This is a genomic window from Arthrobacter sp. E70 (assembly GCF_058266945.1).
Map to the genome: position 1 here is coordinate 22725 of NZ_JBYQFR010000015.1, position 14236 is coordinate 36960.

Consider the following 14236-nt stretch of genomic DNA (forward strand, 5'->3'; position numbering starts at 1 on the left):
GCTGGACTACTTGCGCAGTTCGCCCACCACGAAGTCGATGCTGGACAGCAGCGCCGAAACGTCTTCGGGGTCAATGGCAACGAAGGTGGCAATGCGCAGCTGGTTGCGGCCCAGCTTGCGGTAAGGCTCCGTGTCCACGATGCCGTTGGCGCGCAGGACCTTGGCCACCGTGGCGGCGTCCACCGAGTCGTCGAAGTCGATGGTGGCGATGACGTTGGAACGCTCGTCCGGGTTGGAGACGAACGGCGTCGCGAACTCCGAGGCCTCCGCCCAGGTGTAGATCCGGCCCGCGGAATCGGCCGTGCGGGCAGCAGCGAAGTCCAGGCCGCCATTGGAATTCAGCCACTGCACCTGCGCATCCAACGTGACCAGGGTGGACAGCGACGGCGTGTTGTAGGTCTGGTTCAGGCGGGAATTGTCGATGGCGGTCTGCAGGTCCAGGAAGTCCGGGATCCAGCGTCCGCTTTCCTTGATCCGTGCGGCACGTTCAATGGCGGCCGGGGAGAAGAGGCCCAGCCAGAGGCCGCCGTCGGACGCGAAGTTCTTTTGCGGGGCGAAATAGTAGACATCACTTTCGGCGACGTCCACGTCCAGGCCCCCGGCTGCTGACGTGGCGTCCACGAGCACCAGGGCGCCGTCATCCGCACCGGCAACCCGCTTGACCGGCGCGGAAACACCGGTGGACGTCTCATTCTGGGGCCAGGCGTAGACGTCCACGCCGGCTTCGGCCACCGCTTCGGGGCGGGTGCCGGGATCCGACGTGATGATGGAGGACGTATCCAGGAACGGCGCCTTGTTCGTGGCAGAGGCGAACTTCGAGCCGAACTCGCCGAAGGACAGGTGCTGGGCCTTCTTCTCGACCAGTCCAAAACTGGCGACGTCCCAGAAAGCCGTGGACCCGCCGACGCCAAGGACTACTTCATAGCCTTCGGGCGCGCGGAAGAACTGGCTCAGGCCATCACGGACGGAGCCGACCAGGTTCTTGACCGGGGCCTGCCGGTGCGAGGTGCCGAGGATGGTTTTGGACGCTGCGGCCAGGGCATCGATCTGTTCCTGCCGGACCTTTGACGGGCCGGCCCCGAAACGCCCATCCTTGGGCAGGAGGTCGGCGGGAATCGTGATGCTGGTTTCGCTCACAGGTGCTCCAATTCGGCGGTGACATAGCTTCAGTCCGGGATATCGGGCCGGACAGGTGGTGGCAGCCGGCCGCCGGGTGGCAGCGCAGGCCCTCCCCATTCTGCCTGAACAGCTGTAGGGGCGGGAGCCGGGGCCGTCATAGTCCAGCCAATGAGACGTGCCGGTACGGCTATTCGGACAAAGTCAAAATAGGCTAAGCTGTCCTCCGGACCACGCCGCGGGAAGAGGCGATACGGTGGGACAACGCAAGGTACTGCGCTCGAGGAGCTGAGCTGGATGACGGATCTGATCGACACTACGGAGATGTACCTCCGGACCATCCTGGAACTCGAGGAAGAAAACATCGTCGCCCTTCGCGCCCGCATTGCCGAGCGGCTGCGCCACTCCGGGCCCACCGTCTCCCAGACCATTGGCCGGATGGAACGCGACGGGCTCGTGGTGGTATCCGGCGACCGGCACCTGGAACTTACGGAGACGGGCCGGAAGCGCGCCACCGAGGTCATGCGCAAGCACCGGCTGGCGGAGCGCCTGCTGGCCGACGTCATCGGCCTGGACTGGGCCTACGTCCACGACGAAGCGTGCCGCTGGGAGCACGTGATGAGCGAACGGGTGGAGCGCCGCATCTATGAAATGCTGGACCACCCCACGGAATCGCCCTATGGGAATCCCATCCCCGGGCTAGCTGAACTGGGCGGGCCGCCAGCTCCCGGTTTTGCCGACGGCGCGATCAGCCTGCTCGAAGCCATGAAGAACTACGGCCCCTCCTCCGGCGTCACCGTCAGCCGGCTGGCAGAACCCATCCAGGTGGAACCGGAACTCCTGGCGCAGCTCGACGAAGGCGGAATCCGGCCCGGCGCCGTCGTGGCCCTGGAACGAGTGGGCGATTACATCTCCGTGCGCGTGCCGGGGATCGAGGGTGCGCTGGAGCTGCCGCCGGAGGTGGCAGCACACGTCTTTGTTGCCCTCCAGTAGGACTGCTTCGGGAAGGCTTGGCGTACCCCATCGGGCTGCGCCCATGCAAAGATAACGGAATTGTTACTTAGGGACTTAAGGCCCTATAGTTGAACCAAGCGTTGATACTTAAGCGTTACCTGATCCGGAGCCGAGCTCTGCCAGCGGATCAGGAGCACGAGTCGTAACTGGCAGAGGCGGGGGAACCACAACCGGCAGCGGGGGACTGCCTTGGGGTGAAGTCCGTCAGCAGCAAGCCTCTCCAGTGAAGGATCCTCCGGGGATACCTCTGTGCGGAAGCTTGCTTACGGCGGACCGGGTCTTTGAACTCTCTGACCCGAATCCGACAGCTAACTCCGCAGGCTTACCCAGAGAGGAACCCCACTTGACCATGCAGACCTCCCGGGGCCGCCGCCGCGCGTCCGGCCCCGCTTCGACACCCCGGGTCGTCGAGGTTGTCGCCGCGGAGCGCCCCCGCGATCCGCACCGCGACGCGCGCCGCCGCCGTGGTCCCTTTCGGCAGGTTACGGAGTTTGCCGCCGCCAGCGGAATTGGCCAGAAGGCCGGCATCGCCCTTGCCGCCAGCGGTATCGCCCTGACGGTTGCCATGCCTGCCACCGGTCCCGTCCTCGCCACTGACGCCGCGGGGGCCGCCCCCGTTGCAGCTTCCGCGGTCAGCCCGCAGCCCCAGATTTCCGCCGATATAGGCGCCCAGGTCGACTTCAGCCGCTCCGCCGTTGTCACGCAGGCAGATCCTGACGGCAAGCTCAAGCAGCTGCTCAGCGCGCAGTCCGCCGGCTCCGTCAGCCGTGCCGCCTCGGCGGGCACACTTGCCGCACCCCTGGCCTCCCTGGCCACCGCCTCGCCGTTCGGCTACCGGGTGAGCCCTATCACGGGCGGCTCCGGAGATTTCCACCGCGGACAGGACTTCGTGGCCCAGTGCGGGACCTCCGTCCTGGCCGCTGCCACGGGGACCGTGACCTTTGCCGGCTGGCACGAGTTCGGAGGCGGAAACCGGGTGGTCATCGACCATGGCAACGGCCTTGAGACCACCTACAACCACCTCTCGTCCTTCAACGTCAAGGTGGGACAGACCGTCTCCCGCGGTGAGGTTGTCGCCTTGAGCGGAACCACTGGCGCCTCCACTGGTTGCCACTTGCACTTTGAGGTGCAGGTCAACGGCGAAGTGGTCGACCCGATGGGCTGGCTCTAGGAAAATGACCGTCCACTCTCAGTTGCCGGTCACGGTCCGTGATCTGAATGTGACATTCGGTCAAAACTGCTGTACCGTCTAACTCGCGTCAACTTTTCCGAAGTTGACGCTCTTGAGTGGATTGCCTAACTCTGCCACCGCTCAAGGTCCGTTCGCATTTCATCGTCTGGCAGGGGCGGGGGAACCAATTTTGGCCTTCACTTCGAAGGCCTTGGGGTTAAGTCACGAGCTTCGCAGGAAGCAGTGTGGCCGGGTGACTCCCATCCGAATCCGACAGCTCACCTCGCAGGCATTGGGAGAGGCTACCTTCGTGTCTTCACGCCACACTTCTGCGCGCCACCGTGCGCAAACGGTTCGCAATAACCCCCTGGACTCCGTGTCCAAGGCTGTTAGTGCCAACGCCGGGACCGTAGGCCGCCAGGCTGCCGTTGTGGCAGCTGCTTCCGGCCTCATCCTGAGCATGGGACTGCCGGCCACCGCAGCGGACACCACCGCTGGTGTCTCCGCCTCCACCGAATCCGGCTCTTCACAGACCGCTCTCGCTGTCACCGCTGCGCCCACCGCCACGGTTTCCTTCGAGCGTCCCGTGGTCAAGACCACCGCCGCTCCCAAGGTGGAAACCATCCGGACCCAGTCCACCGCGGCAGACCGCACCGCCGGACAGGATGCCCCCGGAGCCGCGAAGGCAGCGGAGACCGTTTCTTCGGCAGCAACCTCCGGAATTGCAGCGATCGCCTACACCGGCATCGGCCACTCGTACGTCTGGGGCGGCACCAGCCCCGTGACGGGCTGGGACTGCTCCGGCTTCACCCAGTGGGTCTACGCGCAGGCCGGCATCAGCATCCCCCGCACGAACGCGTGGACCGCGATGAAGCCGACTTCCACCCCGCAGCCTGGTGACCTTGTCATGCAGAACGGTGGCGCGCACGTCGGCATCTACGTCGGCAACGGCATGATGATCAGCGCGCTGAACCCCTCGCAGGGAACTTTGCTGCACGCCGTGACGGCTACCGGCTCCTCTTCCTTCTTCACCCTGAACTAGTTCTTCGACCCCCGGGTCCAAGGGCTTTTTCTTTGCCCCCAAGCTTTTCGCTCAACACCACATCCCCGTTCGGGATGCGCCGGCGTACCCCCAAGATGCCGGCGCGTCCACACCCCTCGGACAAGCCACAGCGGTCCTGAGGAAAAACGAAAGAGAGAACTGATGACGACTCGTGCTACCGCACGGCACCGCGCCGAGGTCACCAAAACCAATTCGATCGCTGTCATTGCCAAGGCTGTCAGCGACAACGCCGGCGGCATGGGCCGCCAGGCTGCGGTCATCGCCGCCGCATCCGGTCTGGTCCTGACCAGCGGCATCGCGGCCAACGCTGCTGACGCCAACGTCAAGCGTGATTCCGCCCCCGCATCTGCGCTGGAAGTCGAATCCGTCGTTGACGCGCCGATCTCCGCAGCCTCTACGATCGCCATCAGCTACGAGAAGCCTGCCGTGACCACCACGCCTGCTCCCGTGGCCGAGCCCGAGCCCGAGCCCGAGCCCCAGGTACAGGTCCAGGAAGCCGCGGCTGCGCCGGCCGCCCCGAAGGTCACTGCCAAGACGGCTTCCACTGCTGCTGCCCCCACTTCCCAGGGTTCCGCCAGCGGCAAGGGTGCGGCCATCCTGTCCGCCGCCTACGCCCAGCTTGGCGTCATGCAGGACTGCACCATGCTGGTCACCAACTCCCTGGCGGCCGTCGGCATCCACTTCCACGACTGGCCTGCCGGCTACCTGTCCCTGGGCCGCACCGTGAGTGCCTCCGAAGCCCAGCCCGGCGACCTCATCTACTACGCCGACGGCGGCGCAGGCATGGCGCACATCGCTGTGTACGCCGGCAACGGCATGGCTGTCCACGGGGGCTACAACGGCAACCAGACCGTTGTCTTCAGCGCGAACGTTGGATCCGGCCCGGTCTTCATCCGCGTCAGCTAAGCATTTTCGATCGCCGTCCCGGCCACAAACCGGACGCCGCATATCCAGGGACCTCCGCCGCCAGGCGGGGGTCCCTGGCGTTTTAGCGCTGCTGTCCGGCCGCGCACCGGTGCAGGATGCAGTTCCCTCCTCCGCCCTGGATGTGGCGCCGATTACCTCATATTGCATTTCTCTGTTTACTCTTGTGGTGTCGATCCATAGCCCGGACATGCCGAGGGCAGCCGGCCCTCGTGCCCCTGACGGGTGCGGCCGTGAAGAGGTACGTGCATGCGCACTCTCGTTCTGAATGCTGGATATGAACCGCTGGCGGTTGTTACGTTCCGCCGGGCGCTGGTGCTTGTGCTGACGGGCAAGGCGAGCGTGGTGGCCGAAGGCGACGATCCCGTCGTGGGCCCCACGGATGTCCTGGGGCGCCCGTCCGTGATCCTCCTCAACCGCTACATCCGCCCCCGATACAACCACTCCACGGCCGTGAGCCGCCGGGGGGTGCTGCGCCGGGACGGACACAAATGCGCTTACTGCGGAAAAGCCGCACACACCATCGACCACGTCCACCCGAAGTCCCGCGGCGGCGCAGATTCCTGGGAAAACCTGGTGGCGGCATGCCTGCGCTGCAACAACGTCAAGGGCGACCACACCCCCTCCGAGATGGGCTGGACACTCCGGTTTGTCCCGGAACCGCCGCATGGAACCATCTGGCAGATCAAGGAACTGGAGAAGCCGACGCCGGCCTGGGATCCCTTCCTGCTGCCTGAACGCGCTGCCTAAACGCGCTGCCTCCGTCGCTTCTGCCGGGACCGTGCCGGTGGCTACAGTGGGGGAGTGGAAGAACGCCGCTGTGACTTTGATGCCGTAATCCTGGCCGGCGGCCGGTCCTCGCGCTTGGGCGGGGTGCCCAAGCAGGCGCTGGTCTTTCAAGGCTCGTCCCTCCTGGAGCGGTCCCTCGCCGCGGCAGCCGGCGCTGGCCGCACCGTGGTGGTGGGCGACACCACGTCCGTTCCGGCCGGAACCCTGCCGGCGGGTCTGCTGGAGTGCCGTGAGGAACCCGCCTATGCCGGCCCTGCCGCTGCCATTGCCGCGGGCCTGTACGCCTTGGCGGAAGCCGGGGCCAATGCCCCCTACACCCTGGTCCTGGCCTGCGACATGCCGCTGGTGTCCGAAGCCGTCCCGGTGCTGCATGCCGCCCTGCTGGCGGCCGCCGGCACGCCGGGAGCCATGGCGTGCGGCCCGGACGGAAGGGCCCAGCCGCTCACCGGTTTTTATAGCACGAATGGGTTAAGAAAGGCCGCCGACGAGCTGGCCGCCCGTGACAGGCTGGTCAACGCTTCGGTGCGGGCGCTTCTTGCTAGTCTGGACGTGCAGCTTGTCACAGTCCCCGCCGGTGCCACCGCCGACGTCGATACCTGGGATGATGCTGCCGCGCTGGGGGTCGCCGCCGGGACCGGGGCGGAAACCCAGAACCGGCGCGGGCGGAGCTAACGTGGGAGGCAAGTCGTGAAAAGCCAGGACGAAACACTGGAAGAGTGGTGCAGGGCCCTGCTCCAGGCGTACAACCTGGAGGACGTCCAGGTGGACATCAACGCCGTCCTTGCCCTCGCGGGCGTCGCCGCCCATTCCGTGGTCCGGCCCGCCGCGCCCCTCACGACTTTTATTGCCGGTTTTGCCGCCGGGCAGGCGGCGGCTTCCGGGGGCGAAGTAGACAGCGGCTCCATGGAGGCGGCCCTGGCCGTGGCCCGTTCGCTCGCCGCCGACTATGATGCGGAATCCGCCGGGACTCCCGGCGGATGACGCAGGAACCCCACAGCGAAGCGGGGGCGCCGCAGGGGACAACTGAACCACAGCACGCCCCCCACCATCTTGCCCATACCTGGGCGGAGGCCCGGCAGACGGCCTTTGATGCAGCCACCCCCATTCCTCCAGGGCCGGTTCCCCTGGGGCGCGCCCTCGGACGACGACTCGCCCGGGACATCGTGGCCCAGCAGGACATGCCGCACTACGCCTCCTCCGCCATGGACGGCTGGGCTGTCAACGGAAGCGGTCCATGGATTCCCGTGGAACCCGGAACGCGCCTGGCGCCGCACCAGGCAAGCCCCATCGCGACCGGGGGGCTTATTCCTCCCGGTGCCAAGGCTGTGCTCCGCACCGAAAGTGCCCTGATGGGCGAGGACGATGAAGGGCTGCCCCTCCTGATGACCGGAGGCAGCGCCCGGCCCGGGGAGCCGCGCGCGGGGGAGCACATCCGCAAGGCAGGGGAGGAAGCCCTGGAGGCCGACGTCCTGGTCAAGGCTGGCGTGGACCTCAACCCGGCGCACCTGGCCCTGGCAGCCGTGGCGGGATACGACGACCTGTACGTCGAGGGCAAGCCGGTGGTGCGCCTGGTGTTCACAGGTTCGGAAGTCGTGGAGCAGGGCACCCCGGCCCCCGGACAGGTCCGGGACACGTTCGGCCCGCAGCTTCCGGACGTCGTGGGGATGCTGGGAGGAATCCGGGGCGGCCGGCAGAGGATCGGCGATTCCTACCCCGAGTGGCTCGCTGCCCTCGAAGACGTGGTACCCGAGGCGCCGGATGCACCCGGCCAGCCGGCCGACGTCGTTATTACTACGGGCGGAACCGGCCGCTCCGGAACCGACCACCTCAGGCGTGCCGTGGCTGAGTTGGGCGGGCGGCTGCTCATCGACGGCGTGGCGATGCGGCCCGGCCATCCGGCGGTTCTGGCCGAACTGCCCGATGGCCGATTCGTGCTGGGCCTGCCCGGCAATCCGCTGGCTGCCATGATGGCCCTGTCCACGGTCGGAGCTCCACTGCTCGCCGCGCTGGGACACGCCGCCATGCCGGCGGTGCAGGAAGTGCCGTGCGGAACGATGATCGAGCCGGACCCCGGACGCACGCGGCTGATGCCGTTCCGGCTGCTGTTCGGGATGGCATCCCCGGCCCAGCACACCGGTCCCGGCATGATGCGCGGCCTGGCCTCTGCCGACGGTGTCCTGGTGGTGCCTCCGCACGGGGTGCAGCTGGGCGAACCCGTGCCGGCCTTCGCCCTCCCTTGGGGGCCGCCCATCCCGCCGCCGGAGTCGCCGGGCAAGCCGAAACCCCGAGGCGCGGGAAAGACCGCCCAGCCCAAGGCCAAGCCGGCGCCTGCCGGGCCCGTGGACTGGAGCGCGCTCCTCGGATGAGGTGCCGCCCCCTGTTGGTGCCATGATGGAGTTATGAACAGGCAGGGTGGAACATGGGACGCGTAACCCAGCGCCGGAAGGTGCACAAGTATGTCCTGGACGGTTCGCCCAGCGCCCTGGAGTACCCGGTCCGGCACCGGGAGGACGTCCTGGCGGTGGAGGAACCGCTCGAAATCCGGCTGGGCAGGCTCTCCTATTCAGTGACCATGCGGACCCCCGGCGACGACTTCGACCTGGTGGCGGGATTCCTGGTGTCAGAGGGTGTTATCTGGGCTCCTGAACAGCTGGTGTCGCTGCGGTTCTGCGCCGGCGAGGATGAGAACGGCGTCCAGACCTTCAACGTGGTGGAGGCACAACTGCGGCCGGACGTCCCACTCCCCGACACCGGGCGCAAGGTGTACACGTCCAGTTCCTGCGGGATCTGCGGAACGGATTCGATCGAGGCGGTCCGGAAGTCCTCCCATTACAGTCCGCAGGCGGACCCCCTGACGGTCGACGCCGAGGTCCTTGCATCCCTGCCGGCACTGCTGCGCGAATCCCAGCGGCTCTTTGACGACACCGGAGGAGTGCACGCCGCCGGCCTGTTCAGGATTGAGGACGACGGCGGAGCGCGCCTCCTGTGCCTGCGGGAGGACGTGGGGCGGCACAATGCCGTGGACAAGGTAGTGGGGTGGGCCTTGCGCGAGGGGCTGCTCCCGCTGGCCGGGACGGTCCTGCAGGTTTCCGGCAGGGCATCCTTCGAGCTGGTCCAGAAAGCCGCCCTGGCGGGAATCCCCGTGCTGTCCGCCGTCAGCGCCCCATCCAGCCTGGCCGTGGAACTTGCCGAGGCGAACGGATTGACCGTGGCAGGCTTCAGCCGGGGAACCAGCTTCAATGTCTATGCAGGCGTGGACCGGGTGCTCCGGCCTGTGGCAGCTGCCCGCGGCGCCTGAAAGCGGCTGCGGCCTCTTTCCGCTGCGGGGGTGGTTTATCAAACTACCAACGGGTAGATTTTTATCCATCGAATGGACACGATGATCCAGTCTCAAGCGTTGAAGAGGACCCACATTGCACGACGACCGCCGGATCACGGAAGTCCGCCTGCAGAGGTTTGTGCGTGAGCGCCTTACCCCTGCCATCTACAGCAGGACCATACCCCTTGCCCTGAGCAGCTGGGATGCGCCGGACGAACCCGTCCCCGCGCTGGAAGCCATGCGGCAGGAATTCCAGCCGCAGGAGCACGGGGCCCCCTGGGGAAAGCCATGGGGCACCAAGTGGCTTCGCCTGCAAGGGGAAGTACCTGAGTCCTGGGGCACCGAGCCGGACACCACGATTGAGGTGGTGGTGGACCTGGGCTTCACCATTGAAGCCCCCGGCTTCCAGTGCGAGGGCATTGCCTGGCGCCCGGACGGAACCATCATCAAGGCCATCTCGCCCAGGAACCAGTACATCCCGGTGAAGCTGCTGGGCGGCGGCATGGCCGTGGACTTCTACGTCGAGGCCGCTGCCAACCCTGACATGGCGCAGGGCTGGACCTTCGCTGCCACCCCGCTGGGAGACAAGTCCACCGCGGGGGATGCGCCGCAGTATCGGCTGGGAACCATCGCCATTGCGGAGCTGAACCAGACGGTGTGGGACCTCCAGCAGGACGTCTGGACACTGGCGGGACTCATGGAGCAGCTCCCCGTGGAGCTTCCCCGCCGCCACGAAATCCTCCGGTCCCTCGAACGCATGATGGACGTGATGGACCCCGACGACGTCGCGGGCACAGCAGCGGCAGGCCGGGAAGCGCTCGCGGAAGTCCTGTCCCGGCCGGCATATGCCTCTGCGCACCAGCTGGTGGCCACGGGGCACGCGCACATCGACTCCGCCTGGCTCTGGCCGGTGCGGGAGACGATCCGCAAGTGCGCCAGGACATTCTCCAATGTCGTGTCACTGATGGACGAAAACCCCGATTTCATCTTCTCCTGCTCCTCCGCGCAGCAGTTCGCCTGGATCAAGGAGTTCTACCCGGAGCTTTTCAGCCGGATCCGGGAAAAGGTCCGGGCCGGCCAGTTCGTTCCCGTGGGCGGCATGTGGGTCGAATCCGATACCAACATGCCCGGTGGCGAGGCCATGGCCCGGCAGTTCGTGGAGGGGAAGGGCTTCTTCCTGTCCGAGTTCGGTATCGAATGCCGGGAGGCCTGGCTGCCGGACTCGTTCGGATACTCCGCTGCCCTGCCGCAGATCGTTAAGGCCGCGGGCGGCCGCTGGTTCCTGACACAGAAGATCTCCTGGAACCAGACCAACCGGATGCCGCACCACACCTTCAACTGGGAAGGCATCGACGGGACCCGCCTGTTTACGCACTTCCCGCCGGTGGACACCTACAACTCGGACCTCAGTGCCCGGGACCTGGCCCACGCCGAACGCAATTACCGCGACCACGGACGCGGCAGCGTGTCGCTGGTGCCCTTTGGCTATGGCGACGGCGGCGGCGGCCCCACCCGCGAGATGCTGGCTGCAGCTGTCCGCACGGCGGACCTGGAGGGATCACCCAAAGTCCGGCTCGGCTCCCCGGAGAGCTTCTTCCGCCAGGCTGAAGCGGACTATCCTGCCCTCCCGGTTTGGGTGGGTGAGATGTACCTGGAGCTGCACCGTGGCACCTATACCAGCCAGGCGCGGACCAAGAAGGGCAACCGGCGCAGCGAACACCTGCTGCGCGAAGCGGAGCTGTGGTGCACCACGGCCGCAGTCCGGTGCGTCGGCGCCTATGACTATCCAGCCGCGGAACTGAAGCGGCTTTGGCAGCTGGTGCTGCTGCAGCAGTTCCACGACATCCTTCCCGGCAGTGCCATCGCGTGGGTACACCAGGACGCCGAACGCAACTACCAGGCCATCGAAACCGCACTCGAAGCCATCATCGGCCATGCTGCGGCAGCACTGCTTGGCCCCGGTGACAGGCAATTCCTGCTCAATGCCGCGCCGCACGCCCGGAACGGGGTGCCGGCCTTGGCGGTGGGGGAGCCCGGGGAGCCGGCGGAACCGGCGTCGGGTACAGCGTCCGGCGGCGGCTACATCCTGGACAATGGCATCATCCGCGCCGTGCTGGATGCCGACGGGCTCCTCACATCCCTGCGCGACCATGCCACCGGCCGGGAAGCCATCGCCCCCGGCCAGCGGGGCAACCTGCTGGAGCTGCACCGCGACACCCCCAACGAATGGGACGCCTGGGACATTGACGAGTTCTACCGGCGCAACGTCACGCCACTGGACCGGGCCCAAGCGGTCCGGCTGGAGAGTGTGGGCGGCAGCGCCGTCGTCGTGGTGGAACGCCTGGCCGGGAAATCACCCCTGACCCAGCGCATCACCCTGGCACCCGGAAGTCCTTCCCTGCACATCACCACCTCGGTGGACTGGCAGGAGCGCGAGAAGCTGCTCAAGCTCGGCTTCCCGCTGGACGTCAGGGCTGACCGGTCGGCGGCGGAAACCCAGTTTGGGCACGTCTTCCGACCCACGCACTCCAACACGTCCTGGGAGGCGGCGAAGTTCGAAATCTGCGCCCACCGGTGGATCCACGTGGGCGAACCGGGCTACGGCGTTGCCGTGTCCAACGCGTCCACGTACGGGCACGATGTTGCCCGGAGCATCAGGGAATCCGACGGCGGGACCACCACCACGGTGCGCCTGTCGCTGCTGCGGGCCCCGAAGTTCCCCGACCCGGAAGCGGACCGTGGACGCCATGAGCTTGCGGTGACCATCCGCCCTGGAGCGGACATTCTGGACGCGGTGCAGGAGGGATACCGGACCAACCTGGCGCCGCGGCTCGTCCGGGGTGGCTCGCCCGTGGAGGCACTGTTCTCGGTCTCCAGTCCTGCCGTGGTGGTTGAGGCCGTCAAACTTGCCCAGGATGGTTCCGGTGACGTTGTGGTCCGGCTGTACGAGTCGCTGGGGCAGCGCTCCACGGCGAGGATCTCGGCCCACTTCCCGGTGCGGGATGTCCTGGCCACGGACCTCCTGGAGCGTCCGGTTGAGGCGCCCGGAGTTGCGGCGACGGACACCGGGGCGGACCTGAACCTGCGGCCGTTCCAGCTGGTGACGTTGCGGTTTACCCGGGGCTAGGGTGCCGTAACGGGCCTTAAACAGGCTGAGTGGGGGCGGTCCCCAACGGCCGCCACCACTCATCCCCCCAATGAGTGCGAAGGCCCCCGGGGCGGCCGGCGTCCAAGAATTTATCCCCGTTCGAGAACCCTTGGCGGCCCCACCTTCACACTTTTATGATTGTTTCACATTCTAATGATTTTGTGAAAGCCGCTTTGGTTACGTTTCGGTAGATGTCTTTCGCGCGGTGGCGGTCCGCCGGTTCCGCACCCTGGCGGCCCAGATCAGGGCCAGGCCCACCATGTAGCACAGCACCGCCGTGTAGTTGATGACGAACTCAACTGCTCCCATTTCAGTTGGGATCACAGGGAAGAGCAGCGTCAGCGCCACCGCAACCCCGCCCAGCGCGAGGAGTGCGGCCGCGATCCGTACAAGGACCGGCAGCCGCTCCTGTACGGCGCGGACCATGGCGGGCAACAGTGCAAGGCCCACGAAGGCGGGGTAGGCCCGGCCGGCTGCGCCGTAGTACTCGACGAGGGCGTAGTGGCGGTCATCCTTTGCGGAGATCGCAGTCAGGCCCGCTGAAGAGCCTGTGGTGTCCATGGCGAGGAACACGGCGACCAGTACGACCGAGACGGCCAGCAGGGCGCTCATCCCCGTCCGTCCGGTGATAAGCCGGTAGGCGGCGTCGGCACCGAAACCCTTGGACACCCTGACGCCCAGGAAGAAGATCGCACCGAAAATGACGAAGCGCAACACCAGGTTGGCGATGTTGGTGCCGCCGAGGGCCTGGTCGATGACGAGGTAGGGCTCCCGGATGCTGAGCAGGATGGCGAGGGTCATCAAGGCAAAGATGCCAAAGAGGGAGCGGTTTTCGCCGCGCAGCGCGCTGGGGATCCGGGCAGCCGCGATCAGGCCGCAAACCGCCAGCGTTGTCCATTGCAGGGTCTCGATCATCCCAGGTTCTCCCAAATCTTTTCCGTTTGCGCCTGGTCCTGCTCCTGCCGGCGCAGTGTCTTGCCCAGTGCTTGAAGCCGGTCGCCGGCAAGGGTGGTCAGCTCTCCGTCGGACATGCTGTCCAAAGCTGCTTGCCGGGCGTCCGGGGGCCAGCCGGCTTCCTCTTCCGTGATGACTCCGGTCGCCACCAGTCCGCTGGCCGGCGCTACCCCGGCTGCCAACGCGGTGGCGACCGCCAGTTCAGGAGAAAGCCGGTTGGCAGTCAATTGCGCGGAGTAGTTCTGCGGTGCCACGCCGGTCGCTGCCGAGACGCGGTGGCGGACCTCGCCGTCGTCTATCGCGTCCACCCAGTTCTTGACGGAGGTGGCGTGCGGGGCCGGGGTGAGGACGAAGGGCGGGGTGCCCGTTCTTCCTGAGGGGTCCATCGCGGGACGGGCCAGGACGGCGCGCAGGAGGTCGGCAGTGGAAATCTGGCTCACCAGCTCGGAGCTGGTGGGGGCCTGCGGGGGGCCGGCGAGGACGCTGTAGGCGTCGAAACTTGCCAGTGCCGTGACGGGATTGAGGTTGTAGGCCCGGCTGATGCTGACCACGGTGCCTACGGAGATTTTTCCCCGGACCAGCTGCTGGGCGAGCGTAGTGCGCTTGATACCGGAGACCCTGCAAACATCTGCAGTGCTGGCATCCGGGGCAACGCCTTGCAGCCAGCGCTGGAACGCCTTGGCGGTGAGGGTCATGAAGTGCTCTCTGCAGAAAGGGTGGTCAACATCGATTTTACCG

At 66.8% G+C, this 14236-nt stretch carries 13 protein-coding genes and 2 riboswitches; of the genes, 10 read left to right on the forward strand and 3 right to left on the reverse strand.

Going from position 1 to position 14236, the window contains the following annotated elements; all coding sequences use genetic code 11:
* Positions 1-6: 6 nt before the first annotated feature.
* Complete coding sequence (gene serC / locus AC3IMC_RS17160) at positions 7-1137, reverse strand: phosphoserine transaminase (protein WP_490919874.1); 1131 nt, start codon at positions 1135-1137, stop codon at positions 7-9.
* A 276-nt stretch (positions 1138-1413) separates the two neighbouring features.
* Between serC and AC3IMC_RS17165 the strand changes: the two genes are divergently transcribed.
* From AC3IMC_RS17165 to AC3IMC_RS17210, 10 genes are all read left to right on the forward strand, one after another.
* Positions 1414-2109 carry an iron-dependent transcriptional repressor DtxR gene (locus AC3IMC_RS17165; protein ID WP_490919875.1) on the forward strand — a complete coding sequence of 232 codons (696 nt, stop codon included), beginning with the start codon at positions 1414-1416 and terminating at the stop codon, positions 2107-2109.
* A gap of 149 nt (positions 2110-2258) precedes the next feature.
* A riboswitch (cyclic di-AMP (ydaO/yuaA leader) is annotated at positions 2259-2469 on the forward strand.
* 10 nt (positions 2470-2479) lie between these two features.
* Complete coding sequence (locus tag AC3IMC_RS17170; RefSeq protein ID WP_490919962.1) at positions 2480-3301, forward strand: M23 family metallopeptidase; 822 nt, start codon at positions 2480-2482, stop codon at positions 3299-3301.
* Positions 3302-3429: 128 nt separating this feature from the next.
* Positions 3430-3607: riboswitch (cyclic di-AMP (ydaO/yuaA leader) on the forward strand.
* 70 nt (positions 3608-3677) lie between these two features.
* Positions 3678-4343, forward strand: a complete 666-nt coding sequence (locus AC3IMC_RS17175; protein WP_490919876.1) for a C40 family peptidase — start codon at positions 3678-3680, stop codon at positions 4341-4343.
* 162 nt (positions 4344-4505) lie between these two features.
* Positions 4506-5270, forward strand: a complete 765-nt coding sequence (locus AC3IMC_RS17180) for an NlpC/P60 family protein (RefSeq protein ID WP_490919877.1) — start codon at positions 4506-4508, stop codon at positions 5268-5270.
* Between the two features lie 267 nt (positions 5271-5537).
* Positions 5538-6038: an HNH endonuclease gene (locus AC3IMC_RS17185; RefSeq protein WP_221387133.1), complete on the forward strand. Its 501-nt coding sequence runs from the start codon at positions 5538-5540 to the stop codon at positions 6036-6038.
* A 54-nt stretch (positions 6039-6092) separates the two neighbouring features.
* The gene (gene mobA, locus AC3IMC_RS17190) at positions 6093-6749 is read left to right on the forward strand and encodes a molybdenum cofactor guanylyltransferase (protein ID WP_490919878.1); all 657 of its coding nucleotides are present in this window, start codon (positions 6093-6095) and stop codon (positions 6747-6749) included.
* A 15-nt stretch (positions 6750-6764) separates the two neighbouring features.
* Complete coding sequence (locus AC3IMC_RS17195; protein ID WP_490919879.1) at positions 6765-7058, forward strand: DUF6457 domain-containing protein; 294 nt, start codon at positions 6765-6767, stop codon at positions 7056-7058.
* Positions 7055-8443, forward strand: a complete 1389-nt coding sequence (locus AC3IMC_RS17200) for a molybdopterin molybdotransferase MoeA (RefSeq protein ID WP_490919880.1) — start codon at positions 7055-7057, stop codon at positions 8441-8443. The genes AC3IMC_RS17195 and AC3IMC_RS17200 overlap by 4 nt, the downstream gene beginning before the upstream one ends.
* A gap of 53 nt (positions 8444-8496) precedes the next feature.
* Positions 8497-9375, forward strand: coding sequence for a formate dehydrogenase accessory sulfurtransferase FdhD (fdhD, locus tag AC3IMC_RS17205; RefSeq protein ID WP_490919882.1), 879 nt, complete (start codon positions 8497-8499; stop codon positions 9373-9375).
* 115 nt (positions 9376-9490) lie between these two features.
* A complete protein-coding gene (locus AC3IMC_RS17210; RefSeq protein WP_490919883.1) occupies positions 9491-12523 on the forward strand; it encodes an alpha-mannosidase in 3033 nt (1010 codons plus the stop codon).
* 198 nt (positions 12524-12721) lie between these two features.
* Here the strand turns inward: AC3IMC_RS17210 and AC3IMC_RS17215 are convergent, their stop codons facing one another.
* Together AC3IMC_RS17215 and AC3IMC_RS17220 are read right to left on the reverse strand one after the other, a co-directional pair.
* Positions 12722-13459: a hypothetical protein gene (locus tag AC3IMC_RS17215; RefSeq protein WP_490919885.1), complete on the reverse strand. Its 738-nt coding sequence runs from the start codon at positions 13457-13459 to the stop codon at positions 12722-12724.
* Complete coding sequence (locus AC3IMC_RS17220; protein ID WP_490919887.1) at positions 13456-14193, reverse strand: hypothetical protein; 738 nt, start codon at positions 14191-14193, stop codon at positions 13456-13458. The genes AC3IMC_RS17215 and AC3IMC_RS17220 overlap by 4 nt, the downstream gene beginning before the upstream one ends.
* Positions 14194-14236 lie beyond the last annotated feature (43 nt).